The sequence below is a fragment of the Longimicrobiales bacterium genome (assembly GCA_029245345.1).
In the GTDB taxonomy this organism is placed as follows: domain Bacteria; phylum Gemmatimonadota; class Gemmatimonadetes; order Longimicrobiales; family Gaopeijiaceae; genus CALFPJ01.
The window spans coordinates 31,154-56,457 of sequence record JAQWPM010000010.1 but is presented as its reverse complement, the minus strand read 5'-3'; the positions used below and the strand labels follow the sequence as shown (position 1 = coordinate 56,457).

Here is a 25,304-nt window from a genome sequence, read left to right as displayed (position 1 = left end):
TGTCGAGCCTCGCCGACCGATAGCCCCCCTCTGTGGCACCCAGCCGCGCCTAGCTGCCGAGCAGTGTGTCACTCCTCCTTAGGTGTGGGTCTGAGTGGGGCGGAGCACGATAAGGGCATGAAGAAAGCCCTGCTGTTCGTGCTCGCCCTAGCAGCCATCTCCGTTGGGGTTGGTGCACAGCTTGCTTCATCGGCTTCCTGCGCGGGCACAACCTCACTCGTCTGCGTTGGAGGATGTGCGTCCCTGACCCAGAACCTAATTCGGCTGTAGGTGAGATCTCCGAGTTGCTGCGGCGGTTGGAGCCGGCCACGGTCCTTGGCAAGTCGGCGATCCCAAATAATTCAGGCAAGCCTAAGTGGGGTGGGTGCCCTACTCAGGTCGTTAGGTGGCAGGCGCTGAAGTGGTCCGGGCCGACCGGCTTCAGTTCGGGCGTCTCTTGTGCGCAGATGGCCTTCGCACGCGGACATCTACTCCGAAAGACGCATCCGGAGGGAGGGTTGATCGCGCTGGGGATGTCCCCGGTCAGGACGGTCCTCTTCCGAGCGCGGCCGGGCTCCGGCACCGGGATCGCCGAGAGGAGCGCCTCGGTATACGGATGATTCGGCTTGTCGTACAAGGCCCCGGAGGGAGCGATCTCCATGATTTTGCCGAGGTACATCACGGCTACCCGATCGCATATGTGCTCCACCACTGCCAGGTCGTGGGCAATGAAGAGCATGGTTAGGTCCAGCTCATCCTTGAGATCACTCAGGAGGTTGATCACTTGGGCCTGGATGGACACATCGAGCGCTGAGACCGGCTCGTCCGCCACCAAGAACTCGGGGTTTACCGCCAAAGCTCGAGCGATTCCGACTCTCTGGCGCTGCCCGCCGGAGAATTCGTGGGGAAATCGGTCCAATTGAGCGGGAGAGAGCCCTACCTTGCGCATGAGTTCTACGGTACGCTCGCTCCTGCTCTCGGGCGTACCAATGCGATGCAATGCCAGGGCGTGTCCGAGGACTGTCCGAACCTTCTCCCGTGGGTTCAGGCTCGCGTAGGGATCCTGGAAGATGATCTGCATTCGCTTCCGGAAGAGCCGCATGTCTCTTTTCGACAGTTCTAGGAGGTTCGTCCCGTCGAAGATCACCTTACCCGCGGTCGCCTCCGCGAGCCGTAGCACGAGGCGGCCCACGGTAGTCTTCCCTGAACCGCTCTCACCCACGAGCCCGAGAACCTCTCCGCGGCGCACGGTGAAGGACACGCCATTCACTGCCTGGACATGATCGACCACGCGATTAAGCGTGCCTCCTCGAATGGGGAAGCGCTTCACGAGACCCTCCACGCGAAGAATGTCGTTCGTCACGAAGCACCTTCCGAAGTCAGGTCCAGATCACGCCAACGCAGGCACCGCACCTCGCGTCCGTCGGAGACCTGTTCAAGGGGGGGAGACCCGGCTCTGCAGTCAGGCTGTACGTGGCGGCATCGGGTGGAGAATCGGCAACCGGACGGACGTTCCGAAAGCGAGGGGACGTGCCCGGGAATGGTTGGGAGGCGTTGGCCCCGTCTCGAGCTGCCCAGCCGGGGAATCGATGCTATGAGTCCGGCGGTGTAGGGCATTTTGGGGTTGCTGAAGATCTCCGCCACTGGACCGGCCTCCACGACTTGTCCGGCGTACATGACCACGACCCGCTTTGCCATCTGAGCCACTACGCTCAAGTCGTGCGTAATGAAGATGAGCGCCATCCCGAGCCGGGCCTGGAGCTCTTCCATGAGATCCAAGATTTGAGCCTGGATGGTGACGTCGAGAGCGGTCGTCGGCTCGTCGGCGATGAGGATACTCGGACGACACGCCAGCGCCATGGCGATCATGGCGCGCTGGCGCATTCCTCCCGACATCTCGTGGGGATAGTTGTCGACGCGCCGCATCGGCTCTGAAATGCCGACGGTCTCAATCAGGGCGATAGCCCGCTCCCGGGCCTCCGGGGCAGTGAGCCCTTCGTGTTCGATGAGCACTTCGGCGATCTGTACGCCCACGGTGTGCACCGGGTTTAGGCTCGTCATCGGCTCCTGGAAGATCATCCCGATCTCCTGGCCGCGAATGGCGCGCATCTCTTCCTCAGATAGCGTGGTGATTTCTCGGTCTCCGAGCCGGATCGATCCTCCGGTGATCTGTCCCACCCTGGGCGGAAGCAGGCGCATGATGGAGAGCGCCGTCACCGACTTGCCCGACCCGCTCTCGCCAACGACGGCGAGTGTCTCTCCATGGTCCACCGTAAACCCGATCGCATCTACAGCGACCAGCGGCTCACGTCCGCCGAGGCTGAAGCTTGTCTGGAGGTCGCGCACCTCCAACAAGGGTGGCGACTTCATGGACCCTCCTTTGACGGCTGGTCGTTCGACGCTCACTTCAGTCCTAGTTCCTCGAGGGCCTGGGCCACGCCATCTAGGTGGGTCAGGTGCATAGAGGCGTAGTTCGGAGCTAAGACCACCCCGTCCCCACCGGCCCGGTAGGTGGCCATCACCGAGCGGTACACGATGTCCTGCGAGCATTTCGCGACCTCCGGGCGCATCCGTGGGGCGTCCACCCCGATACCCATATAGACGTTTGCCTGTCCATCCACGCCCCGCACGGCGTCCGCGCACTGGCCGTGGACGTAGCTGTCAGGGTCCATTCCAGTGGATACCAGTTCCTCGAACGGGGCCTCGTTCAGTCCAAGGATCCGAAACAGCGCCCGGGTGGCCTCGTCGGGTTCGAAGTCCCGCAGAATCGTCTTCCGAAAGAACGAGAGCTCTTTGGCCCAGATTTCACCTGCCTGATGTTGGTAGGTGATGGGCTTCACGAAGTCGGCGTAGCGCGTCTGTTCGGCCCAGGGCCACTGCGCGCGGCGGATCAGGTTGAAGTGATTGCGGTTCCACACGTTCAGCCCGAACGGAAGGTCCGGCTTGCACCACTTCACCAGGCCGTAGAGTTCCCGGTCTAGGTCCTTGTTCCGCTCAAGCCAAAATTTTTCCCAGACGAGGGCTTCGGGGTTGTCCAGGAGTACGCGGAGGAAGGTTATCAGCGGGCCGTCCGTGAAGGTCTTTCCCGCCGCTGCTTCCTGCATGAAATCGTAGAGACGGAGAAGGGCCTGCCGGCACGCCTCCACATTAATGCCACGCTCCACGGCCTCACGGCGCGCCGCTTCGGAGAAGTCGCCTGGTGCGCCTCCCTGAATCAGCGTATCGAGCGGGGAATTCCTCTCGTTGCACCACATCACGCCATCGATCGGGTGGTTGCGCACCTGGTCCTCGATCATGGAGTGGATCCAGCGTCGGTACTCGGGATGCGAGGTCGAGGGCTCAGAGCCTAGACGACCGAAGAGGTCCACCTCCATGGCCTGGGCCAGCTTAGGGGTCTCAACCGTTCCGGCCGATCCGTGCCCGGCATACTTGAAGAAGGGCTCCATCAGCTCGATGTAGACCTTCATGCCGCGGGCGTGTGCCTCGGGAATCACCATCTTCAGGATGTCGCGACCCTCGAACTCGGGATCCTGGCTCCTGAAGTCAGCCATGAACGTATCGGTGTAGTAGCGGGGGTCCGGGTCGAAGTAGGCCCCGCCCCGCATCTGGTACGGTTCCGGGACGCCGTGATCGGGCCACCCGTCGACCTCGTGGCTGATCGAACGACCGGACTTGAGTCCCAGCCAGCTCACGGTGCCCAGCATCAGGACGTTGACGCCGACCCGGTTCTGCAGCGTGTCCAGAACCGTGTCTACGCCCTCGTCTACGAAACTGATGGGACTCACTTGGATGCCGACGAAGGGGTTCTTCGATTCGGGCGTGCTCATGAGGCGGTTCTGACGCGGGAGGTGAAGGAGGCGATGCGTTCAACCGCCTCCTGGATCATCGGGAGCGGCTGGAGATAGCTGATTCGGATATAGTCGGTGCTGTCGTCCCCGAACATGGTCCCCGGGAAGACCATCACTCCCGCCTCCTGGAGGAGGCGCAGGCAAAAGTCGGGGGCCGTGAGCCCCGAAGATGAGACGTTCGTGTAGATGTAGAAGGCTCCTCCGGGGTGGCCGTAGGTGAAGCCAGCCTCGGTCAGAGCGGGCATGAGCCAGCTCCGACGTTCGCCGTATGTCTCCATCATCGCATCGATGGGTTCCTGCGGACCGGTGAGCGCCGCCAGTGCGGCGTGCTGGCTGATGGTGCAGCTGTTGATTGAGAGGGTGTGCCGCGGTTCGGTCAACGCCTCCACCAAGTCGGCGGGGGCGGCGAGGTACCCGATCCGCCATCCGGTCATGGCGTATGTCTTGGAGAAGCCGTTGAGCGTGATCGTTCTCTCGCGCATGCCGGGAAGCGTGGCGATGGAGAGATGCTCATTCGGCGTATAGATCATCCGCCCGTAAATCTCGTCGGCCACGATGATGAGGTCGTGCCTTATGGCCAGGTCGGCGATCGCCCGGATCGCCGCCGGAGGTGTCACGGCTCCAGTCGGATTATTGGGGGACACCAGCACGAACATCTTGGTGCGAGGGGTGATCCGTTTCTCGATTTCTGCCACATCTAGGGCGAAGTCGTCCCGTTCGAAGGTGGGGACGGGTACGGGTGTGCCTCCACAGAGATGAACCGCCGTGTCGTAGGTCGTGAACCGGGGACTCGTAATGAGCACCTCGTCTCCGGGTGAACAGAGACCCAGCATGGTGAGCATGATGGCCTCTTGGGCCCCAGCTGTGACCACGATCTCATCGGACCTGTAATCGAGCCCGTACTGGGAGTTGAGGTCCGCGGCGATCGCGTCGCGAAGCTCCGGGATCCCTGTGGGGCCGGTGTAGTGATGCTGGTTGGCGTCGAGTGCCGCTTTGGCGGCTGTCACGATGTGGGCCGGCGTGTGGAAGTCCGGGTCACCTCGTCCCAGAGCGATAACGTCGGTTAGGCCAGCCGCGATACCGAGCATGCGGGTCCGGAAGGCACCGTCTTCTTCGAGGATACGGGGGGCCAGGCGATCTGTGAGGAGGCTCATCCGTACATTCTTCGGCCACCGACGAAGGTCGTCGTTACGCACTCTAGGTTGCTCAGATCGTGGTCCGGACGGCCATCGACCACGATGAGGTCGGCCGCCTTCCCGACCTCAAGCGTACCCACTAAGTGATCCATCTTCGAGAGCCGGGCTGCACGAACGGTGATGGACGCCAGGGCATCCATATTGTCCGTGCACACTCCGACCTTCACCATATGGGCGAGTTCCGGTGCAATGACGTCATGCTCGACCGCCGGACTCCCTGCGTCGGTCCCGAAGACGATGGAGACACCTGCGCGGGCAGCCTTCACCAGCCCCTCATACCGATCCGGGTTGGCCACCGCCTTTTGTCGTTCTTCGATTTTCCACTCAGGAATCCCGAAGCGGCGCGCGATGTCGGGTTGGCTCTGCTGTACGAGGGGCGCGAAGGTCGTGACCACTGGGATCTCATTCTCCAGGAGTAGTGCCACGGTGGCGTCCGACATGGACCCTCCGTGCTCAATGCAGTCCACCCCGAAGCGGGCTACTCGCTCAATGCAGGCGTCGTAGGTGGCGTGCGCGGTAATGGGAAGGCCGTTGCGATGTGCCTCGTCGATGACGGCGTGCAGCTCCTCGTCGGTGAACTCGAGGGTGTCGTGGCAAGCCATGATCTTGATGAGGTCTGCTCCTCCTTTGACCTGTTCCCGAACCGCCCGGCGCATCTCGTCCGCACCGCTGGCCTCCTTGCAGACCCAGTAGGTATGCCCTCCCGTCTGGATGATGGCAGCCCCGCAGACCTTCAGTCTCGGTCCCGGAAAAATCCCCTGTTCCACTGCCTGCTTGGAGAAAAGGTTCATCTCGTGGAACCCTAGGTCTCGGACCATCGTGACGCCGGCTCGTAAGCTCTTTAGCATGTTTCCGGCTGCCTTGAACGCCGAGATCGGACGAGGGTCGTCCATCGATTGGCGAGCGAGATCGTGAATGCCGTCCCAATTCAGGTGCGCGTGGCTATTGATGAGGCCCGGCATCAGAGTACCACCGGTCTCCTCCACTAATGCGGACCCCGCCTCCAAGTCGGCCCGGGGACCGACCGCCACGATCTTGCCCTCCAGTAGCTCCACGTATCCGTCTTCGATGACGTCCCCCACCATGGTCAGCACCCGTCCCGTGAGCACTAGGTGCGGGGTCGGAAGGTCGAACATGGGCTTGGTGATTTTCTGATAACGCCAGGCAGCGGGTTCCGGCATACAACGGGCTCCTCAGCAGGAAAGGGTTCGAGTCTCAAGAGGGTGGCGGGTCTGGAAGCGGCTCGCCAGCTCAACCATTTCATGACCGACCACGAGGGTATCAATGGTACGCCATCCGTCCAAACCCGGGCGGTACACGCCGGGCTCACACGAGAAGACCATGCCTGGGGCGGTGGGGGTGTGGTCACCGGGTGCCAGCCAAGGCGCCTCGTGCCCCTCAACGCCCATTCCGTGGCCGATTCGGTGGCGAATCGAGTCCGCCAACCCAGCACCCCGAATGGGGGCGAGCGCGGCCTCGTTCACCTTGGAGCAAGTCCAACCCCGCTCGAGCGCGTGGACCGTGGCAGCGCCAGCCTCGGCCATAGCCTCCATCACCCGCCGTTGCTCGGGGCGAATCTCTCCTAGCACGAGGGTCGCCCCGCTCTCGGCATGGTAGCCCCCGAGGCTGCACCCGATTCCAGCCACGATGGGGTCTCCGGGAAGAGGGCGGCGGGCCGTCACGGAGCCGTGCGGTAGGGCGGCCCGCGAGCCGGAGTGGACCGATGCCGTGATGCGTGTTTGCGTTCCCTGGAAGGCTTCCCCGTGGGTCGCCGAAAGGAGCTTCCTTACATGCCCGGTGCAGTCCTCGAGCAGGTCCTCCTCCGTTCCGCCTTGTTGGATGATGTCTCCCCCCATCCCGAGGAGTCGCTCTAGGACCATATCGGCGAAACGCGCAGCCTCACGTATTAACCCAAGCTCTGCGCCGTCTTTGACCGCGCGCTCCGGCTTCGCGTGGTCAACGAGGTCCAGTCGGGTGAGGCTTGCCCGTGCCGGCGCAAGGAGGTTGGCGTCCAACCTGTCCACTGCGATCTGCTTCGCACCTGCCTCCTCGATCATCCAGAGGACTGGGGGACGCTCACCAGGGAACTCGTCGTAGGTACGTACCTCAACCCCGGGCACCTCCATAGCGTTCTCAAGCTCCAGATGAGGCACGAGGAGAAGCGCTGCGCCATCCACCGGGAGCCAGAGTCCCATAGGGCGCTCGTTCACGGAGAAGTGCCAGCCCGTCGCGTACCCAACATTCCCGGCTCCTAGCAGCAGAAGCCCGTCGAGTCGGTTTCCTTGAGCCCGCTCCCGCAGTCGCTGGCGGACGTTGTCGTAGAAGGAAGAGGGAAGGGGCTTCAAAGCGTTGCGTCCTCCCACGGGCCCACGACGACGATTTCCGCGGTGACGCCGAGCTCTGCTCCCAGAACTCGGAGGTCGTCGAGTGCTCCGTTCTCCAAAGGGACTCCGGCCGCGGACTTTCGGGCGACGCGTCTAGCTTCCTGCTCCCCAGGGATGAGGATTTCATCGAAGCCCGGTCGAAGGGCTCTGGACTTTACCATCGACGCGAAGTCGTCCATCCGTTTCCGGAATTCCTCGAGCGGCATGAACCAATCGATATCAAGGGCGATCAGTGTGTGACTCACGTCCATTTTCCCCTCGACGGAGTACGGCGTGAGACCGTACCCGCCTCCGGCGATGACACCGGTGAGCACGTCGGTCATAAACGCCAGCCCATAGCCTTTGTAACGTCCGATACCCAGCAGGGCTCCGGCCATGGCGGCGCTCGGATCGTCCGTCTCTTCCCCCTCGGGCGTGAGCGCCCAGTCCAGCGGCATGGAGCGCCCCTCTTGGGCATTCCAGGTCATCATGCCCTTTCCGGCCGTAGTAAGGGCGATGTCGAGCACTGCTGGGAACCCGAGTCCGGTGGGTGCGGCGATTCCCCAAGGATTCGTGCCCACGGCACCTTCCCGTGCACCCCATGGTGCCATCTCGGGCCCGGCGTTGGTGAGGGCGATGCCTATGCATCCCTCGTCTGCCGCCAGGCATGCATGTACGGCACTTGAGCCGAAGTGTGTGGAATTCCGGACCACTACCTGTCCGATTCCGCATACCTTGGCCTTCTCGATGGCCAGGCGCATGCCTCGGGCGGCGGCGACCGTGCCGATTCCGTTGTGGGCATCGACCAAGGCCAGTGCGGGGCTCTCCTTTACCGGTTCCCACGGCGCGGAGGGGTCCACGAGCCCTCGTGCGAACCGCTCGCCGTAGCGCCTCAGCTTCTTGACCCCCTGGCCGTGGCCGGGGTGGAAGCGGAGTTCGGAGAAGAGGAGGGCACCACCAAAGATCTCGGCCTCCTCCTCAGGGAGTCCCATCGCCCGAAGGACTTCGACAACGAACACGCCGAGACTCTCTCCGGTCACTGCGGTCATAGGAATCACGGCGTCAGTCTTCCAGATTCAGAAGTTGGACGAGGTTGGCTTCAGGCGACTCGAAGCTCCCGAGTTGCCCGGCGGGAGCGGTCATGAGAATGGCGATTCCCGGTCCGTAACCGGCTCGGGGACCATCGGTGGAGGCAACCACGCCGATCGCGCGCGCGCCACGCAGGTATCCGTGGTTGTAACGGCTGTCGGTGTCGTCCAGCGCCACCAGATCGCCGAGGCGTAGTTGATCTAGTCGTAGCTCCGCCAACAGCTCCCTGTCGGTGGACTGCATGTGTAGGCTTCCGCCTTCAGAGGTCAGGCCGAGCCCGGCGCCGACGAGGTGCGCGGGGATTTGTGCGGTCACGCCGAAGGCGACATGTCCCTCTTCTTCACGAACCGGCAGCGCGGCCAATAGTCCCGGCGAAATCCCCTTGAGCGTGACTCCGGGGTGATGCGTGAGGCTGAGGCCCACACCCTCGGCTCGGATCAGCACCTGGTCCCCCACGGCCATACGGGTCCTGGCCTCAGGAGCGATGTGTACGATGACCTGCTCGGAGAAGCGGCCGGACTTGCCGGTGACCACCCCCGTCGTCCCTGCGGCCCCGCCGGACACCACACGGGCTCGATTCCCAACACAGGCGAAGACGTTTAACCCCCGGTTCTGGTTGTCGTCGGGCTGGTGGATGCTCACGCCCGGATGGATGCAGTCTGCTGCCCATCCGAAGGCTCGATCTCCCGTCGAGACGTTGTAGACGATGCCCCCGTAGGTGGGGAGCAGAAAGGGCGTGCCGTCGTTTGCCAGCCGATAGGGCTCAGCGGGCAATCCCGGGAAGGCGGGGTGTGCAACGACTCCAGCCACGGAGACCGCAATGAGATCGACTTCGTTGGTGGCGATCGAATTCTGTTGGGTCATGTCGAACCCCGGATGCCGAGGGAGTGGGCTATGTTCGTTTCGGGTTCGATATGAAAGTCCAAGAGGTCGGCCGGACCTGTGATGAGGGTAAGGATTCCGGGTCCGTGGCCTGTCATGACCGAGTCTCCGTGGATGCAGAGGCAGATGGCCACCCATCCATCTCGGTAGGAGCGTCCGAAACGATGGTCGACATTCCGGATTCCGATCAGGTCCCCAAGGCGCATCTGATCAATACCGAGTTCCGCCATCAGGGCTCGGTCTCCAGACATGAGGTCCTGGTCTACGAACTCGGCGTTTAGTTCGGCACCTGAGCCCATGATGCGGGGCGGGAGCTCCATGGCCACGGGACACGTCACCTTATTGCCCTGAATCTCGAGTGCCAGCGCCCGGGCAAGGGAAGGGCTGGTCTGCTTGAATTCGAGGGCGGGATGGCTCAGCAGCCGAAGTCCGCGACCCCGGGTCCGGACCTGGACGGTGTCGCCGATGGTCATCTCCTCGAGGACTTCGGGGGGAAAATCAACGAGAAGACGGGCATGCTCGCCCGTAACCACGCCGCGGGCACCCCGAGCTAGGCCTGTCACGACCTCGGCCTCGTTCCCGATACAGCTCAAATAGTGCAGGGCGTAGTCGGCCTGTTCGTCTGGGTTGGCTATGGAAACCCCTGGCTCTACGTGGTCCCCAGCCCAACCAAAGGCCCGGTCGCCCACCCGCGCGTTATAGGTGATCCCGTACATGCCGGGGAGGATGACACCGACGCCATCGGGCCAGTGGACGTATCCGCCGCGACGCATCGCGGGCTGACTCACCTGCCCGGTCACCGCCATGTCCACGAGTTCGTCGAAGTTCCACCGAAGCTCTTCGTTCATACATCTCCGGAGCGCTGAAGCAGCCCATGTGACGGGTGTCGAGGCACCTGCTTGACAAGCCCGGTCGACGGAGGGCAGGTTGCTCAGTCGCCTGTGGATTGTCGACAACATACAGACTACGGTACCCGAGGCTCCGATGCAAATCGGGCCCCATCGTGGGAAAAAGAGGCCACAGCATGGGATACAAAGCGTTCCTAGAGCGTATGGGAGAGGTCAACGATATCCTCTGCGCTGAGTCGATGCTCAGTTGGGACTCGAGGACGATGATGCCCTCGGGTGGGGCTGCCACACGCGCGAAGCAGCTCGCCACGCTGACCGTGCTCGCTCGCGACCGCCTGGTCGCGGACGACACCCGTCGTCTCTTGGAGAAGGCCGAGGCCGAGACCGCTAATCTCGACGCAAGCAGTGTCGAACGCACGATCTGCACGCAGGTCAGGGAGGCCATCGACTATCACCTTCGCATTCCGGCAGCTCTGGTGCACAAACGTGCCGAGGTGGGTGCCATGGGGCAGGTGGTGTGGGTGAAGGCACGGGAGGACAGCGACTTCGCGTCCTTCGCTCCGGTTCTTGAAGAGACCCTCGCCCTGAACCGGGAGATGGCGGAATGCATTGGGTATGAAGAGCATCCGTATGACGCCCTCATGTACAGATTTGAGCCGGGCGAGACCGTCGCCTCCCTTCAGCCGCTCTTCGCTTCACTCAGGGAAGGACTCCTCCCCCTGCTGAAGGCTATCAGCGAAAAAGAGGCGCCGAGGGTTGACTTCCTCCAACGCCCCTTCGCGGTGGAGTCGCAGCTTGCCTTCGCCCTTAAAATGGCTAAGAAGCTCGGCTACGACACAGATCGGGGGCGATTGGACCTGACCGTCCACCCTTTCGAGATCTCCTTCACCCGTAACGACGTCCGGATCACAACGCGCGTCAATGACGAGTGGATGCCCAAGAGCCTCTTCGGCACCCTCCACGAGACGGGGCACGGTCTCTACGAGCAGTTCTGCGACCCTGCTTACACCCGCACGCCGCTGGCCACTGACCTCGTCGGACTTTACGCAGTGGGTGGCGTGAGCTTTGGGGCCCATGAGAGCCAGTCTCGCCTCTTCGAAAACCACGTAGGAAGGAGCCGTGAGTTCTGGGATCTGAATTATGGGGAACTCCACGACGCCTTCCCCGAACAGCTGGCGGGGATCGACGCCGAAACCTTCTGGCGGGCGGTGAACAGGGTCGAGCCAGGGCTCATCAGGGTGGAGTCCGACGAGTTGACCTACGACTTCCACATCATGCTCCGTGTGGATATCGAGGCAGCGCTCATCGATGGGAGTCTCAGTGTTGCGGATCTGCCTGAGATGTGGGGAGCTAAGATGAAGGAGTACTTGGATATAGATGTTCCGAATGATCGGCTTGGTGTGCTTCAAGACGTCCACTGGTCGTCGGGCCAGGTGGGCACTTTCTGCAACTACACCATCGGCAATGTCATGGCGGGGCAGCTCTTCCATTCCGCTACGAAAGACACCCAGGTGCGGGAAGGATTGTCTTCAGCGGACTACCTGCCTCTGAGAGAGTGGATGACCGAGCACATTCACCGCCACGGTCGGCGATACTCACGAGATCAGCTGCTGGAGATGGCGACGGGACAGGGACTCGACCCCAGCTTCTACATTGAACACCTCACGCAGAAGTACTCGGATATTTATGGACTCTGAAACTGGGGTGTCCCAGGGGCGAAGTCGCCTCGCCAAACGCGTCAAGCTGAAGGACGCCCACATTGTCACCCGGATGATGGACATAGCCGGGGGCCTGACTGATGTGATCAAACTTGGCCGTGGCGACCCTGATCTAGACACGCCCGATCATATCATCCGCGCGGGTCAGGAGGCGTTGGCGTCGGGGGCCACTCACTACACGCATCCACTGGGAATTCCCGAGCTTCGCCAGGCGATCGTAGAGAATATCGAGGCCCACGGGGGCGCTCGCTATGCTCCGGAAGACGTCGTGGTCACCCCGGGTGGGCAGCAGGCGATGTTCGTGCTCGCACTCGGACTTTTGGACCCGGGAGACGAGCTGCTCGTTCCGTGCCCGGGGTACAACCCGTACCACCAAGCGGCCGAGCTCAGCGGGGCCACTCTGGTGAACATCCGGACCACGAGTGCCACGAATTTCACGCTCACGGCCGACCTCGTTCGGGAATACATCACGCCTCGGTCCAAGGTTCTGGTTCTCATCAACCCGGGCAATCCGACCGGAACTGTGATTCCGCCGGACGAGGTAGTCCGGATCTGCGAGGTGGCTCGCCAGCATGACCTGCTCGTGGTGTCCGATGAGATCTACGCTCGCATCACATTCGAAGGCCACACGGTGCAGCCGGTAGCACCGCTCCCTGGCATGCAGGACCGTACCTTCACCCTTTCGGGGTTCTCGAAGGCTTACGCCATGACCGGATGGCGGATCGGCTATTTTGCTGGTCCCTCTGACCTCGTGCCGGCGCTGGCCGAGATACACCACTCCTTCGCGATCTCCACCGCCGCCGTGAGTCAGCACGCCGCGCTTGCCGCACTCACAGGTCCGCAGGAGTGCGTGGAGGAGATGCGCCGCACCTACGACGAGCGCAGGAAGGTGCTCTGCGACGGTCTCGCGTCCCTGGGTATACCGTTCGCCGAAACCCAAGGGGCCTTCTACGTCTACGCGAAGGTCGCGGAGACCGGTATCGGCGCCACAGAGTTCTGCGAGCGCCTCCTCCGCGAAGGGCAGGTCATGATTTTTTCAGGACTGATCTACGGGGACTACACGGACGACTACGCGCGCTTCTCCCTGACTCAACCCATTCCTCGCATCCACGAAGCACTGGAACGCATGGCCCGGGTGGTCGCGTCCATACGCCAAGAAACCTCCGTCGCATGACAGGACACGCACCGATGAAATCAGACAATCCGAATGTTCGCGGGATCAAGCACATGGCCTTCGCTGTGCGAGATGCCGCGAAGGCGTTGAAGTCCTACGCCCGTTTTCTACACGTTCCCGCCTCGACGGACATCGAGGTCTACCCCAAGTCGCAGAACCGGGTGGCGCTTTTTTATCTCGGGGGAATCGAGTATCAGCTCTGCGAGTCCATGGACCCCGAGGGACGGTTCGCGAAGTGGATCGCGGAGCGGGGTGCCGAAGGTCTTCACCACATCTGTTACGAGGTGGATGACATCGACGCGGCTCTAGACCACGCGAAAGCCCAGGGGGCAGAGCTCAGGATCTGCCAGGCCTGCCAGATCCACGGCTCCCATCCGCACCCTGAGGGATGGGTCGCCTTTTTGGATGACGAGGCGGGGGGTATCGAGATCGAGTTCATGCAGGTCTACACGACCGAACAGTTGAAAGAATACGAGGATTTCAAGGGAATTTGAAATGACGTCGACCCGTACCGTCACCGTAGGAACCGCCAGCGCAGCGCCAGGGACCGCTGTCCGTGGGGCGATTCCCGTAACCGAACTTGCCGGGGGGACCCCCCTCGAGATTCCCGTCGTGGTCGCCAATGGGGCCAACGAGGGGCCCTGCTTCTGGGTCAATGGGGCGATCCACGGCGATGAGCCAGAGGGGCCGTTGGCCTGTCAGATCGCGCTTGCGGAGGTGGACCCAGCACAATTGTCGGGGACGCTCGTCCTCTGCCCGGTGTTGAATGTTCCGGCCTTCGAGGCGGCGCAGCGAGGCAACCCGGCGGACACCTTCGCCTACGACATGAACCGGATTTATCCGGGGAACCCCGCCGGCTACCTCAGCGAGCGCGTGGCTGCCGCCCATGCGGCCGCCATGGGACCTGTCGCGGATCTGGAGATCTCGATTCATTCGGGTGGATCCCACTCCTTCCTCGACAAGGCCATCTTCGTGGACGAGCGGCCCGAGTCGGTGGAGTTAGCGACGGCCATGGGCGTGGGTTGGGGGTGCATCATGTCCTCCTTCAACCCGTCGGGAAGTCCCATGGCGTACATGAAGGAGCTCGGGAAGGTCGGCATCACCGTGGAGCTTGGTGGACGTTCCGCGACCTCTCCCTCCGCGTTCGCTCGCGTGGGTCGTGAGCTGGCCGACAGCATCCTCAACATCCTACGACACTACGAGATGTATCCTGGCGAGGCGCTGTATCCGTCACCGCGCTACCGGGGTCAGCAGGAGGCGCTCCTCGCTCCTGCGTCCGGGATCTTCATTCCGGAGCCGGGCGTCGAGTTCCTCACCATGATGGCGAAGGGCGATCCGATTGCGCGGATCGTAAATGTGTTCGGAGACACGCTCGCCCAACTCGAGGCGCCGGCGGATGGGATGTTCTTCGGGCTGCGGGCACTCCCCAACGTCACCACCGGGGACTGGTGTTGCTTCTTCTGTAAAGTCGAAGGGACCCGAGACTGATTGTGGAGACCCAACGCGACTTCGTGGGCTACGGCCCGAGCCCACCGGATATCTGGTGGCCGGGTGGAGCACGCGTGGCCGTAAATTTCGTACTGAATTACGAAGAGGGGTCGGAGTACTCCCTAGAGGATGGAGATGGACGCTCCGACGCAGCGCTTTCAGAGGTGGCGCAGACCCGGGTGCCCGTGGGCCAAAGGGACCTCGGGGCGGAAAGCATGTTCGAGTACGGGAGTCGGGTGGGGTTCTGGCGGTTATACCGGCTCTTCCGCGACCGGGAACTGCCGCTCACCGTGTTCGCCTCGGCGCTTGCCCTTGAGCGAAATCCTGCCGCGGCCCAGGCTGTCGCCGACAGCGATTGGGACGTGGTGTGTCACGGGAGGCGGTGGATCGAGCACTACCTCCTCGACGAGGCCACGGAACGAGATGAGATCACCCGGGCGTTCGATACGATTCATCGACTGGTCGGCCGCGCTCCTGAAGGATGGTACTGCCGCTACGCACCGTCCTCTGTCACGCGGCGGCTTCTCGTCGAGCACGGGGGCTTCACCTACGACAGCGACGCCTACAACGACGAACTGCCCTACTGGGTCTCGGTGGCGGATCAGCCCCACCTGGTCGTGCCGTACTCGCTGGTAACCAACGACGCGAAGCTCGTGGGAGGCCCCCTCGTGACGGGGAGGGCCTTCGGAGAGTTCCTCATCGACGCCTTCGAGGAACTCGCCTCGGAGGCCGCGGTGCACCCGCGGATGATGTCCGTAGGGATGCACGCCCGCATCCTGGGGCAGCCCGGTCGAATTGGGGGGCTCCGAGCTTTCATCGAACACATAGAGAATCGGGACGACACGTGGATCTGCCGGCGTGGGGATCTCGCGGCTCACTGGCGTGCGCAGGTGCCTCCCCCGGAGGTGCGCGCATGCACCTAGTCGCTCGCGACCCGGATCCGGCTGCGTTTGCGCCGTTCGGGACCTTTCTCGAATCGCCGGCCGGAGTGGGGGATCGGTCGATGTTCAGCCAGTGGCTGGAGCCGGTGCCCGGTCTTTCGCAGCAGTGCCACCTGAATCGGGTGGCTCCCTCGACGCTCCCGGTCCGCTTGGAAACGGTCGAGCGCCACCCCCATGCCTCCCAGCTCTTTCTTCCAATGGGGGTATCACGCTACCTAGTGACCGTCATGCCGGCCGACGAGGCTGGGGCCCCTGACACCGCAGGCGCGCTTGCCTTCGTCCTCCAGGGCACCATGGGCGTAGCCTACCACCCAGGGACATGGCACGCCGGGATTTCTGTACTCGATGCCGAGGCAAGCTTCGCCGTCCTTATGTGGCGGGGCGGGGACGAGGACGACGTCTTCGCTAGTATCTCCTCGCTCGAGGTAACCGGTGTGGCCCCCGCCACACGAGCACACGCAGATGGCTGAATCCGACGAGCTCGAGGGTGCGCAGTCGGAAGTTACGTCGTCGCTAGGCCCAATCGAGCAGACGCCCCTTAGGGTGCAGGTCGCCGAGCGCCTCCGCTCCGCAATCGTCACGGGCAAGCTCCGTCCGGGGGCTGCGCTGGTGGAGACCGCCCTGGCCGAACAGCTGAACGTAAGCCGTGCGCCCATCCGAGAGGCGATCCAAGACCTCGAGAATGATGGCCTGGTAGAGACCGCGGCCTACAAGGGGAAACGCGTGAAGCCGCTGACGGTTCGAGAGGTGGCTGAAATTTGCGAGATGCGAGAACACTTCGAGGTGATGGCTGTGCGCCGCATCCTGGAGAACGGCACCCCTGTGGACACGCTTTGGGCACCCTGTAGGGCCATGGAAGAGGCGGCCGGGGCGGGTGACCGAGAGGCTCTGATTGCGGCGGACGGGGCCTTCCACCGAACCCTCATCCTTCTCTGCGATCATCAATTACTGGCGCAGCTATGGGCGGGGCTGTACCTGCGTATTCATCAAGTCATGTCGCTTCGCAACGATCTGGAAGTCGACCTGGCGGACATCGCGGGAACACACCCACCCATCGTGAAAGGGCTGGAGGCCAACGACGTAGAGCAGGCGGTCCGCCTCGTCTCCGAGCATGCCAATGCCCTTACCGACTTCGATCCGGTCAGCATCGCCGAGAGGCCGGAATGAAGCCACGTCGGGTGCTGGTTACCGGAGCGGGTGGCTTCGTTGGAAACGCTCTGGCCCTGGGCTTCGCTCGGCTCGATTGGGAGGTGATCGGCCTGGACCGTTCGTTCGACGCGGCATGGGAGGACGATGGTATCCGTCAGGTTACCGCTGAACTCGCCGATGGGGTGCCGTCGGATCTACCAGGAGTAGACCTGGTGGTGCACGCAGCGTGGACTACTACGGACGCCGAGACGCTCGGCGTGACAGCGGCGGCGTATGTCGCCCTGAATGTCCGACCTCTCCTGGCTGTTTTGGAGTACAGCGCCCGGACCCGTCCGGCCGCCTTCGTCTTTCTTAGCTCGTCCGGAGTCTTTGGACTCTCGGACGGCGACGAAGGGCTCACCGATGCCCACCAGCCCACAGGGACGTCCCCCTATGCCGTAGCCAAGAGGGCGGCAGAGTTGCTGGTCCCGGTGGCCCTCGAAAAGGACACGGCGGGCCATGTAATGCGTTTGGGCTACCTCTTCGGTCCCGGCGAGGCGGCCCGACCCAGCCGATTGGGTGTGTCACAGGTGGCCGGTTGGGTGAATTCAGCCCGGGAAGGCCACCCTCTCGCCGTTCGAGCGGATGATCCCCGGCGCGACTGGACCTTCATCGCCGACCTGGCGGCAGCGCTCGAGCGGACCGTGGATGGTCCTGCCGCAGCGGGCCCTGTCCATCTAGGGAGTCCGCACGTACTGAGCGACTCTGCGTTCGCCACCCTCATCGCGTCTCAGCTTTCCGGCCCGAATCCCGTAAGAGCTTCGGCGACGGGAAAGGTCAAGCCACCGATGGTTCCTAGCGACATCCCGGCGCTCCGCGATTTTGCCTGGACTTCTCCGGACGATGGTCTGCGGGTGCTCCTGGCTCGAGAGGTACGGGCGTGACTCCCCTCCGGTTTATCTTGGTTGGGTTGGGTGCCCGGTCTCGCATTTGGCGGAGGGTGTTGGAAGAGCACTCGGACTATCGTTTGGTGGGCCTCGTGGAGACGGATCCGAACCGACTTGCTGAGGCTGTGGCGGAGACGCCTGGGGCCGTAGGTGGCGCATCGTTGGAGGAGGTGGCAGAGGGAACGGACGCGGACGTTGCTCTTCTCTGCACGCCACCGGGTGGACGACACGCGCAGGTGGCTGCCGCGTGTGCCGCCGGCCTCGCCATCTTGGCGGAGAAGCCGCTCGCCGACAGCGTTGCTGCCGCTGAGTCACATGTGACGGCCGCGGCCGAGGCCGGTGTCCCGCTCGCTGTGGGACTCAATTTTCGGTACCTCAAGGTGACTCGGGCGCTCAAGGATTTGTTCTCTCCGGAGCGACTGGGTCAGCCGGAATTTGGCCGATTCACGTATGAGCGGTGGCGAGACGGGAAGCTCCCGAAACTGAACAAGTACCCACTGACCATGACTCAACCTATGCTCTGGGAGCAGGCGATTCACCACTTCGACCTCATGCGCTTCGTTTATGGTGTGGAGCCGGTTTGCATCTCGGCCCGGACCTTCAACCCTTCGTGGTCTATGTACGAGGGCGATGCCAATGTCGGTGCACTCATCACCTTCGCCGGGGGGACCGAAGTCACCTACCAGGGAACGTGGGCTGGGAACTGGCAACACATGGGATTCGAGTGGCGGACCGAGTGTCAGCGCGGGATTGCCGTGCAGGAGGAGATGTTCGGATCGCTGAGCTACGCGTTAAGGGATGACCCGGAGCTGACCCCCGTGCCTCTTGCCCCTGAGGAACCCTGGGTCGACGATGCACGAGCTCTTCTCCAGGATTTCGTCGGCCACCTCCGGGACGAAGCACCACTCCCGTGCCCGGGGACTGATCATCTGAATTCTCTTCGTATGGTGGAAGCCTGCATTCGGTCCTCCGCTGGCGAGGGGGCTGTGAGTCTCTAAGAACAATAGAGGAATATTTGTCGATGAAACTTCGAGTGCATCTGGCCCAAGCCGCCGTATTCCTGGGGACCGTTGTCCTGGTCACCGGCTGCTCTGAACGATCCCCTGACACCATCGTGGTCGGACTTAGCGCCGACATCACGACCTTCGAGCCGGGGATGATCTCTAGTCGGGATAACGGCAACATTGCCCGCCACATTTTCGGCAGCCTCTTCTCTCTGAACCCTGACGGAGAGCACCTGCCGGAGCTTGCCCACACCATGGAGGTCTCGGACGACGGGACGGCCTATATCTACACCCTGCGCGACGGGCTGACCTGTCACGATGGCGAGCCCCTGACAGCAGAAGATGTGGCGTACACCTTCAATCGGGTGGTCGACCCAGAGAACCGCTTCACGGGCAATACGCCCGGTTTCGTCCTCACCGCCATCGCGTTCCGGGGTGCCGAAGTGATCGACGATCTTCGGGTTAAGATCAATCTGGCACGGAAGAATCCCATCGCATTCGGCCTGCTCACCGAAGTCTACATTCACTGCAAGGACAGCTATGAGAGGATGACACTCGATGAAGCGGCATCGGGCCCTGTCGGGTCGGGTTCCTATCGTCTGGCGTCCTGGACCCGAGGGTCGGAAGTGGTGCTAGAGAAGGTCCGAGACCCCGGGACCTTCCAGCAGATCGTGTGGCGAATCATTCCCGAAGCGTCCACTCGGACGGCGGAACTGATCGCCGGAAATGTGGACATCATCACGAACGTGGTCCCCGAGCAGGTCGATGCCATCAATAACTCGGGGCGCGCAGAGGTACGGGTGGTCTCGGGGACCCGGCGCATGTACTTGGGATTCAACCTATCGGAAGAGTCCCGTGCGCAGCCGGGAGGGGATGCGATCCAGGACGCCCGGGTGCGGCGCGCCCTCCAGTATGCCGTGGACGTCCCGACCATTTGCCGGCAACTCCTCAGCTTCGAATGCGAGCGTGCCACGGGGCCGGTCAATCCACCGCTCGGCAATCCCAACCTGAGTCCGTATCCGTTCGACCCCGCGACCGCTGAGCGCCTTTTGGACGAAGCGGGTTGGGCCCGAGACGCGGACGGGAATCGTTTTTCCATCCAGCTCCAAGCGGGACAGGGGCGTTATGTGAACGACGTGAACATCGTCTTAGCCATCGGCCAGTACCTGCAGGACGTGGGACTCGATGTAGATGTGCAGCTCATGGAATGGGCCTCGGTCTACACGCCTCTCCTCCGAGAGCGCAGCATGGGCCCGCTCTTCTTTCTCGGAACGGGAGGGGGGTTGTGGAGTCCCATCTACGACATGACTGATATGGCCGACGTGGCCTCGAGTACCAACTACACCCACTGGGATGACGACCGCTGGTTCAGCCGCTGGGCCGACCTGTCGGACGCTGAGACGCCCGAAGAGACGCGTTCGATCATCGACGAAATGCTGCAAGTGTTCTACGACGATGGGCCCTGGGTGCATCTGTACTTTCAACCGGACTTCTACGGGGTGTCGAATCGGGTCGTATGGGAAGCTCGCCGAGACGAGAGGGTTGAGGTCTTCGAAGCCGGGCTGAGGTGAGCCCGGTGCGGGCATAAAGGGAGGCTCGATGGGATCATATATATTGCGGAGGCTTCTCCAGAGCATCGTCGTCGTCATCGGTGTGACCCTGGTAACCTTTCTCGCGCTCCAAGCGGGAGGCGACCCGACGTACCTGTTCGTTAGTGAGCGGGCATCCCAGGAGGAAATCGAAACGACCCGTCGGGCCCTAGGGTTCGATCGGCCTCTCCATGTTCAGTACGCGAGCTTCGTGGGAGACCTCGCCCGGGGCAACTTCGGGCAGTCCCTCTCCTACCGGCAGCCTGCCATGGATATTGTCCTGGAGGCGCTCCCGGCTACAATCGAACTAACCATCTTTTCCATGGTGATTGCGCTCCTCCTGGCCATCCCGCTGGGGGTGCTGGCGGCGATCAATCGAGGGACGGCGTGGGACGGGTCTATAACCACCTTTGCCATGCTGGGTCAGTCGATTCCGAACTTTTGGCTGGGGATCATGATGATCCTCTTCTTCGGGCTCTACCTGCGCTGGTTTCCCATCTCGGGACACGTCCCGTTCATCGCGCCCATGATGGCTGGAGACTTCGGCACGGCGATTTCGAACCTTCCCCGTACAATCCTCCACCTCATTCTTCCGGGGATCGCGGTAGGGACATACTCTCTCGCGAGAAACACACGCCTTATTCGCTCCTCTTTGTTGGAGGTGATGGAGCAGGACTACGTGCGGACCGCTCGGTCGAAAGGGCTTCCTGAGATGAGGGTCCTGATTCACCACGCCCTGCGCAATGCGTGGCTCCCGGTCGTGACCATCATCGGTCTCGAGTTCGGCTTCCTGCTGGGTGGGGTGGTGGTCGTGGAGACGGTCTTCAGTTATCCGGGGATCGGTCGCCTCCTCTTTGCCGCGATCAATCAGCGGGACATCCCCCTTGTACAGGCCGGGGTCATTCTTCTGGCGGGGATCTTCATTTTGCTCAACCTCGTGGTAGATCTCGTCTACGTCCGTCTTGATCCTAGAATGAAGCTGATGGAGGGACGGGGATGAGCGATCATCTAAGCGTGCCCGCCCGGGATACCGCGTTCCGGCGGGAAATCCGACGGGCTGCTCGCGTGATGGTGGAGGCGCGCTGGCCGATATTTGCAGTGATCTTCCTGCTCGCCGCATCGATTGCGGCTGTGTTCGGCCCTTTATTCGCCCCACTCGACCCAAATCGACAGAACCTCGTTCTCCGGCTAGCCGAGCCCATGGCGGCAGGCCCGGATGGCTCCGTCTTCCTGCTGGGCTCCGATGCGCTTGGCCGGGACGTCTTTTCCCGGCTCCTTTCTGGGGCCCGGGTCTCGCTACTGGTAGGAATCGCCGCCATCACCGTTGGGGGGACGATAGGGATCGTGGCCGGGCTGCTTTCGGGGTACTTCGGGGGATGGGTGGACGATCTGATCATGCGCGTGGGTGATATCCAGCTCGCGTTCCCCTTCATTCTCCTAGCGATCATGTTTTTGGTGGTTCTGGGCGCTGGGGTTTGGAACCTCGTCCTTGTCCTCGGGGTGGGGCAGTGGGTGACGTATGCCCGAATCGTGCGAGCCGATACGCTCTCTCTGAGAGAGAAGGAATTTGTCGAAGCGGCCCGAGCTCTCGGGGACAGCACGCTGTCCATCATCTTTCGGACGATCCTGCCCAACATCTTGGCCCCGCTCACGGTCATCGCCTCGTTCAATGTGGCTTCCGTGATCCTCTCGGAAGCGGCGCTCTCCTTTCTCGGACTCGGGGTGCCTCCGTCGGTTCCTACCTGGGGCAGCATGCTGGCGGAGAGCCGTGACACGCTCATAGCCAACAAGTGGTGGCTCGCGGTCTTCCCAGGTGTGGCCATCATGCTGACGGTGCTGAGTTTCAACATCCTAGGCGACTGGCTCCGGGACTTTTTGGACCCGCGCTTGCGGGAACGCACATAGAATGCTCATAAAACGCACATGAGGAATCGTACATGAAGGTTGGGATCATTGGGGCGAGCTTCGCGAAGGCTGCTTATCTGCCGGCCCTTCGTCACGTGCCTGGAGCCGAGGTCGTGGCGCTGGCCTCGGCGCGGATTGAGCGTGCCCGTGAGGCGGCTCAGGAATTCTGCGTTCCGCACGCCTACGACGACTGGAAGTTGATGCTGGGCTCTCACGATTTCGATCTCGTGTGCATCGCTACGCCGACGGTCTTGCACCAGCCTCAGACGCTCATGGCTCTCGCCGGGGGTGCCCACGTCCTCTGCGAGAAACCCACCGCCATGGATGCTGGGGAAGCGGCCCAGATGCTCGCGGCTGCTGAGTCCGCAGGACGTGTCCATATGATCGACCATGAACTCCGGTTCAATCCCAACCGCATGCGTATCGCCGAGCTCATCTCGGAGGGAGCTCTGGGTGAAATTCGACATGTGGACATCACCAATGTCGGGAAGAGTTGGACCGATCATGCGAGTCGTCGCGAAGGCGACTGGTGGAGCCTCGCGGAAATGGGAGGGGGGCGTCTCGGAGCCAATGGGAGCCACCAGATAGACCTTCTGCGATGGTGGCTGGGCGAGGTCGCGTGGGTCAGTGGTGCTGCGCAGGTCATGATACCTGATCGGACGGACCCGGAGACGGGTCGACCGTGGACTGCGACGGCAGACGATGTGGCCTACTTCACCCTCGAAATGGAGTCGGGAGCTGTCGCTCAGGTACTCATGTCCGGGGTTGGTGCCCACAACATGGGTAACCTGACTCGGATCTGTGGCTCACGCGGAACGATCATCCTGTCCAACGACGACGAGAAACTTCAGTTCGCCAAGGAGGGTGAGGAGTTCCAGGACATCAGTGTCGCCGATCCGAACGGGGAACTCGCCGGGGTGAACGCAGGGGTCTGGAACGTCTCGGTCGTGGCTCTTCTTCAGGAGCTCGCGTCCGCGATCCGGGAAGGGCGGGAGCCCTCGCGGGGTGCCACCTTCGCCGATGGATTGGCGAATCAGAGAGTGCTCGATGCGGTCCGAATTTCGGGAACGGAGCGTCGTTGGGTCCGACCGGAGGACATTAGTGTCGGCTCTTGAAGGGAAGTCCGTCGTGCTCACTGGTGCGGCCCAGGGGCTAGGCGCTGCCATCGCGCGACACTTCCACGAGTTGGGCGCTGGGTTGATTCTGCTCGACCGCGATGGCGAAGGACTGGCCGAGACCTGTGCAGCTTGCCCGGGAGCTACCTCCGCCGTGGTCGACCTTTCCGACGTCGGTGACACGGAGCGGGCGATCGCCGCGGTGGTGACTGGTCCGATCGACACCCTCATCCACAACGCCGCGATCCTCCGGGTCGAGCCGCTTGAAACTGTGAGCCTCGGCATTTTTCAGGCGACGCTCAACGTCGGCATCCAGGCGGCCTTCCAGCTGACTCAGGCGGTGTGGCCACATATGAAGAAGCAGGGTGGTGCACTGGTTTACGTCTCCTCCCGGTCCGGCGTCGAGGGATTCGCCAACGAGACCGCGTACTGTGCCGGGAAGCATGCGCTGGAAGGGTTTTCCAAGTGCTTGGCACTAGAGGGTGAGCCTCACGGAATTCTGTCCGTGACCATCACACCCGGCATGTACATTCACACGCCGATGTCCGAGACGACCTACCCTCCGGAGCTCCGCGAGAAGTGGGTAGATCCCATCGTTTTAGCACCGGCGTTCTCCTATCTCGCTTCCCGGCCCATGCATCTTTCCGGTCAACGACTAGACGCGTGGGTCCTCACTCAGCAGGAACTCACGACATGAGCATGCAGCCCATCTACGACTGGATCGATGCCCACGCCGAGGAGTGTGTCGGAGACCTGCAGCGACTGGTACGACAGCCGTCCATCTCCGCTCAAGGCGTAGGGCTTCGAGAGTGTGCAGAGCTAGTCCGTGAGATCATGCACGACGATGAACTCCCGGCAGATTTCCACGAACTCGACGAGGGCCCTCCGGTGGTATTCGGGCATCTCAAGGCGAAGAAGCCTGCGAAGACCATCCTGTGCTACTCACACTACGACGTGCAGCCTCCGGAGCCGCTCGACGAATGGAGCCACGGCGGACCCTGGTCCGGCGACATCGTGGACGGCGTGCTCTACGGTCGGGGAGCTACGGACAATAAGTCAGGGGTGTTGGCCTTCAACAAAGCCGCGAAAGCCTTCCTGCAGGTCCGCGGTGAGGTCCCGGTGAACCTCAAGTTCCTCATCGAGGGGGAGGAAGAGATCGGGTCCCCGAATTTGGCAGCGTGGGCAGCGCGTAACAAAGAGCTCCTCGAGGCGGACGGAATGCACTGCCTGGACGGATCCATCGAGACGGGCACGGACGTTCCCGACGTCTCGCTAGGGCTCAAGTCCGTACTCTTCGTGGAACTGATTGCCCGAGGGGCGAAGAAGGATGTCCACTCCCTAAATTTTCCTCTGGTCCCGTCTCCCGTGTGGGAGCTCATCTGGGCCCTGAACACGATCCTCGATCGTAATCGCAAGATTCTCATCGACGATTGGGAGGAAGGGATTTGGCAGCTCGGTCCCGATGATGATGCCCAGTTACAGGACAAGGCAGCCCGAGTCGACCTCCACGCCATGAAGGAAGAGTGGGGCATTTCGGAGTTCGCTATGGGGCGTGACGGAGTGGACGCGATCCGAGCACGGACGTACGAACCCACGGCCAACATCCAGGGAATCATTGCTGGATATACCGGTCCCGGTACCAAGACCATCATCCCCAACGAGGCTAGGGTTCGGATCGATTTCAGGCTGATTCCCAACATTCAGCCTGCTGACGCGATCCGAAAACTGAAGGCGCACCTCGAGAAACACGGCTTCGGTCACATCGAGGTCAAGGCTTTCGATGGCGCGGAGCCACCGTACAAAATCTCGGTCAAGGAGGACATAAGCCAGGCGATCATCGCGGCTGCCACTGAGGTCTACGGTGAGCTCCCTGTGGTGAACGGAGTGTCCGCCGAGGGTGCTATTTTGCGCCACGTCTGGATTCCCTGTGTCCTGACAGGCTTCGCCAATCCTGAGGCGAACCTCCATGCTCCAGACGAGAACATCCATGTCGCGAAGTACCTCCAGGGCATCAAGTACGCCGCCGCGATTATGGAGGAGTTCGGGAAGACGTAGGGTGCCGGGTGGCTACGTGGACGAGACTGGAGGCA

The 25,304-nt window shown here is 62.4% G+C and carries 24 protein-coding genes; 15 read left to right on the top strand and 9 right to left on the bottom strand.

All coding sequences use genetic code 11. The features are described from left to right. Window positions 1–373 precede the first annotated feature (373 nt). Genes P8L30_02730 through P8L30_02690 form a run of 9 tightly spaced genes read right to left on the bottom strand, consistent with a single transcriptional unit; the run spans window position 374 to window position 10,205 of the window. Window positions 374–1,342, bottom strand: a complete 969-nt coding sequence (locus P8L30_02730) for an ABC transporter ATP-binding protein (GenBank protein ID MDG2239091.1) — start codon at window positions 1,340–1,342, stop codon at window positions 374–376. Next, on the bottom strand, window positions 1,339–2,349 hold the full coding sequence (locus P8L30_02725) for an ABC transporter ATP-binding protein (protein MDG2239090.1): 1,011 nt from the start codon (window positions 2,347–2,349) through the stop codon (window positions 1,339–1,341). The genes P8L30_02730 and P8L30_02725 overlap by 4 nt, the downstream gene beginning before the upstream one ends. Window positions 2,350–2,381: 32 nt before the next feature. Next, window positions 2,382–3,806: a hypothetical protein gene (locus tag P8L30_02720; GenBank protein MDG2239089.1), complete on the bottom strand. Its 1,425-nt coding sequence runs from the start codon at window positions 3,804–3,806 to the stop codon at window positions 2,382–2,384. Beyond that, the gene (locus P8L30_02715; GenBank protein ID MDG2239088.1) at window positions 3,803–4,981 is read right to left on the bottom strand and encodes a pyridoxal phosphate-dependent aminotransferase; all 1,179 of its coding nucleotides are present in this window, start codon (window positions 4,979–4,981) and stop codon (window positions 3,803–3,805) included. The genes P8L30_02720 and P8L30_02715 overlap by 4 nt, the downstream gene beginning before the upstream one ends. Further along, window positions 4,978–6,204 (bottom strand): amidohydrolase family protein, encoded by a 1,227-nt coding sequence (locus P8L30_02710; protein ID MDG2239087.1) that lies wholly within the window; start codon window positions 6,202–6,204, stop codon window positions 4,978–4,980. The genes P8L30_02715 and P8L30_02710 overlap by 4 nt, the downstream gene beginning before the upstream one ends. Before the next feature lie 12 nt (window positions 6,205–6,216). Further along, window positions 6,217–7,368 (bottom strand): M24 family metallopeptidase, encoded by a 1,152-nt coding sequence (locus P8L30_02705; protein ID MDG2239086.1) that lies wholly within the window; start codon window positions 7,366–7,368, stop codon window positions 6,217–6,219. Further along, entirely contained in the window at window positions 7,365–8,435 is a 1,071-nt protein-coding gene (locus P8L30_02700) for an Ldh family oxidoreductase (protein ID MDG2239085.1), read from the bottom strand. The genes P8L30_02705 and P8L30_02700 overlap by 4 nt, the downstream gene beginning before the upstream one ends. A gap of 13 nt (window positions 8,436–8,448) precedes the next feature. Beyond that, window positions 8,449–9,339 carry a DUF4438 domain-containing protein gene (locus P8L30_02695; GenBank protein ID MDG2239084.1) on the bottom strand — a complete coding sequence of 297 codons (891 nt, stop codon included), beginning with the start codon at window positions 9,337–9,339 and terminating at the stop codon, window positions 8,449–8,451. Continuing rightward, complete coding sequence (locus P8L30_02690; GenBank protein MDG2239083.1) at window positions 9,336–10,205, bottom strand: DUF4438 domain-containing protein; 870 nt, start codon at window positions 10,203–10,205, stop codon at window positions 9,336–9,338. The genes P8L30_02695 and P8L30_02690 overlap by 4 nt, the downstream gene beginning before the upstream one ends. A gap of 176 nt (window positions 10,206–10,381) precedes the next feature. Between P8L30_02690 and P8L30_02685 the strand changes: the two genes are divergently transcribed. Genes P8L30_02685 through P8L30_02615 form a run of 15 tightly spaced genes read left to right on the top strand, consistent with a single transcriptional unit; the run spans window position 10,382 to window position 25,269 of the window. Next, a complete protein-coding gene (locus P8L30_02685; protein MDG2239082.1) occupies window positions 10,382–11,902 on the top strand; it encodes a carboxypeptidase M32 in 1,521 nt (506 codons plus the stop codon). Further along, window positions 11,892–13,097 (top strand): pyridoxal phosphate-dependent aminotransferase, encoded by a 1,206-nt coding sequence (locus P8L30_02680; GenBank protein ID MDG2239081.1) that lies wholly within the window; start codon window positions 11,892–11,894, stop codon window positions 13,095–13,097. The genes P8L30_02685 and P8L30_02680 overlap by 11 nt, the downstream gene beginning before the upstream one ends. Before the next feature lie 14 nt (window positions 13,098–13,111). Continuing rightward, complete coding sequence (locus P8L30_02675; protein MDG2239080.1) at window positions 13,112–13,591, top strand: VOC family protein; 480 nt, start codon at window positions 13,112–13,114, stop codon at window positions 13,589–13,591. A gap of 1 nt (window position 13,592) precedes the next feature. Continuing rightward, a complete protein-coding gene (locus P8L30_02670; protein ID MDG2239079.1) occupies window positions 13,593–14,585 on the top strand; it encodes a M14 family metallopeptidase in 993 nt (330 codons plus the stop codon). A gap of 2 nt (window positions 14,586–14,587) precedes the next feature. Then, window positions 14,588–15,508 (top strand): polysaccharide deacetylase family protein, encoded by a 921-nt coding sequence (locus P8L30_02665; protein MDG2239078.1) that lies wholly within the window; start codon window positions 14,588–14,590, stop codon window positions 15,506–15,508. Continuing rightward, window positions 15,499–15,996 carry an ureidoglycolate lyase gene (locus tag P8L30_02660; protein MDG2239077.1) on the top strand — a complete coding sequence of 166 codons (498 nt, stop codon included), beginning with the start codon at window positions 15,499–15,501 and terminating at the stop codon, window positions 15,994–15,996. The genes P8L30_02665 and P8L30_02660 overlap by 10 nt, the downstream gene beginning before the upstream one ends. Continuing rightward, window positions 15,989–16,693, top strand: coding sequence for a GntR family transcriptional regulator (locus P8L30_02655; GenBank protein MDG2239076.1), 705 nt, complete (start codon window positions 15,989–15,991; stop codon window positions 16,691–16,693). The genes P8L30_02660 and P8L30_02655 overlap by 8 nt, the downstream gene beginning before the upstream one ends. Next, window positions 16,690–17,598 (top strand): NAD-dependent epimerase/dehydratase family protein, encoded by a 909-nt coding sequence (locus P8L30_02650; protein ID MDG2239075.1) that lies wholly within the window; start codon window positions 16,690–16,692, stop codon window positions 17,596–17,598. The genes P8L30_02655 and P8L30_02650 overlap by 4 nt, the downstream gene beginning before the upstream one ends. Beyond that, window positions 17,595–18,599: a Gfo/Idh/MocA family oxidoreductase gene (locus tag P8L30_02645; GenBank protein MDG2239074.1), complete on the top strand. Its 1,005-nt coding sequence runs from the start codon at window positions 17,595–17,597 to the stop codon at window positions 18,597–18,599. The genes P8L30_02650 and P8L30_02645 overlap by 4 nt, the downstream gene beginning before the upstream one ends. A gap of 23 nt (window positions 18,600–18,622) precedes the next feature. Further along, complete coding sequence (locus tag P8L30_02640) at window positions 18,623–20,176, top strand: ABC transporter substrate-binding protein (GenBank protein ID MDG2239073.1); 1,554 nt, start codon at window positions 18,623–18,625, stop codon at window positions 20,174–20,176. Window positions 20,177–20,204: 28 nt separating this feature from the next. Then, window positions 20,205–21,194 (top strand): ABC transporter permease, encoded by a 990-nt coding sequence (locus P8L30_02635; protein MDG2239072.1) that lies wholly within the window; start codon window positions 20,205–20,207, stop codon window positions 21,192–21,194. Beyond that, window positions 21,191–22,099: an ABC transporter permease gene (locus P8L30_02630; protein MDG2239071.1), complete on the top strand. Its 909-nt coding sequence runs from the start codon at window positions 21,191–21,193 to the stop codon at window positions 22,097–22,099. Before P8L30_02635 ends, P8L30_02630 begins: the two co-directional genes overlap by 4 nt. A gap of 32 nt (window positions 22,100–22,131) precedes the next feature. Continuing rightward, a complete protein-coding gene (locus tag P8L30_02625; GenBank protein ID MDG2239070.1) occupies window positions 22,132–23,214 on the top strand; it encodes a Gfo/Idh/MocA family oxidoreductase in 1,083 nt (360 codons plus the stop codon). Further along, on the top strand, window positions 23,201–23,911 hold the full coding sequence (locus P8L30_02620) for an SDR family NAD(P)-dependent oxidoreductase (protein MDG2239069.1): 711 nt from the start codon (window positions 23,201–23,203) through the stop codon (window positions 23,909–23,911). Before P8L30_02625 ends, P8L30_02620 begins: the two co-directional genes overlap by 14 nt. Further along, window positions 23,908–25,269 (top strand): M20/M25/M40 family metallo-hydrolase, encoded by a 1,362-nt coding sequence (locus P8L30_02615; protein ID MDG2239068.1) that lies wholly within the window; start codon window positions 23,908–23,910, stop codon window positions 25,267–25,269. Before P8L30_02620 ends, P8L30_02615 begins: the two co-directional genes overlap by 4 nt. Window positions 25,270–25,304 lie beyond the last annotated feature (35 nt).

What these genes read in the sequence shown, in the direction of transcription:
- P8L30_02670 (MDG2239079.1), top strand. Translation starts at nt 13,593, where the DNA reads ATGACGTCGACCCGTACCGTCACCGTAGGAACCGCCAGCGCAGCGCCA.
- P8L30_02630 (MDG2239071.1), top strand. Translation starts at nt 21,191, where the DNA reads ATGAGCGATCATCTAAGCGTGCCCGCCCGGGATACCGCGTTCCGGCGG.
- P8L30_02625 (MDG2239070.1), top strand. Translation starts at nt 22,132, where the DNA reads ATGAAGGTTGGGATCATTGGGGCGAGCTTCGCGAAGGCTGCTTATCTG.
- P8L30_02660 (MDG2239077.1), top strand. Translation starts at nt 15,499, where the DNA reads ATGCACCTAGTCGCTCGCGACCCGGATCCGGCTGCGTTTGCGCCGTTC.
- P8L30_02635 (MDG2239072.1), top strand. Translation starts at nt 20,205, where the DNA reads ATGGGATCATATATATTGCGGAGGCTTCTCCAGAGCATCGTCGTCGTC.
- P8L30_02725 (MDG2239090.1), bottom strand. Translation starts at nt 2,349, where the DNA reads ATGAAGTCGCCACCCTTGTTGGAGGTGCGCGACCTCCAGACAAGCTTC.
- P8L30_02710 (MDG2239087.1), bottom strand. Translation starts at nt 6,204, where the DNA reads ATGCCGGAACCCGCTGCCTGGCGTTATCAGAAAATCACCAAGCCCATG.
- P8L30_02685 (MDG2239082.1), top strand. Translation starts at nt 10,382, where the DNA reads ATGGGATACAAAGCGTTCCTAGAGCGTATGGGAGAGGTCAACGATATC.
- P8L30_02720 (MDG2239089.1), bottom strand. Translation starts at nt 3,806, where the DNA reads ATGAGCACGCCCGAATCGAAGAACCCCTTCGTCGGCATCCAAGTGAGT.
- P8L30_02700 (MDG2239085.1), bottom strand. Translation starts at nt 8,435, where the DNA reads ATGACCGCAGTGACCGGAGAGAGTCTCGGCGTGTTCGTTGTCGAAGTC.
- P8L30_02680 (MDG2239081.1), top strand. Translation starts at nt 11,892, where the DNA reads ATGGACTCTGAAACTGGGGTGTCCCAGGGGCGAAGTCGCCTCGCCAAA.
- P8L30_02655 (MDG2239076.1), top strand. Translation starts at nt 15,989, where the DNA reads ATGGCTGAATCCGACGAGCTCGAGGGTGCGCAGTCGGAAGTTACGTCG.
- P8L30_02695 (MDG2239084.1), bottom strand. Translation starts at nt 9,339, where the DNA reads ATGACCCAACAGAATTCGATCGCCACCAACGAAGTCGATCTCATTGCG.
- P8L30_02690 (MDG2239083.1), bottom strand. Translation starts at nt 10,205, where the DNA reads ATGAACGAAGAGCTTCGGTGGAACTTCGACGAACTCGTGGACATGGCG.
- P8L30_02650 (MDG2239075.1), top strand. Translation starts at nt 16,690, where the DNA reads ATGAAGCCACGTCGGGTGCTGGTTACCGGAGCGGGTGGCTTCGTTGGA.
- P8L30_02615 (MDG2239068.1), top strand. Translation starts at nt 23,908, where the DNA reads ATGAGCATGCAGCCCATCTACGACTGGATCGATGCCCACGCCGAGGAG.
- P8L30_02640 (MDG2239073.1), top strand. Translation starts at nt 18,623, where the DNA reads ATGAAACTTCGAGTGCATCTGGCCCAAGCCGCCGTATTCCTGGGGACC.
- P8L30_02675 (MDG2239080.1), top strand. Translation starts at nt 13,112, where the DNA reads ATGAAATCAGACAATCCGAATGTTCGCGGGATCAAGCACATGGCCTTC.
- P8L30_02715 (MDG2239088.1), bottom strand. Translation starts at nt 4,981, where the DNA reads ATGAGCCTCCTCACAGATCGCCTGGCCCCCCGTATCCTCGAAGAAGAC.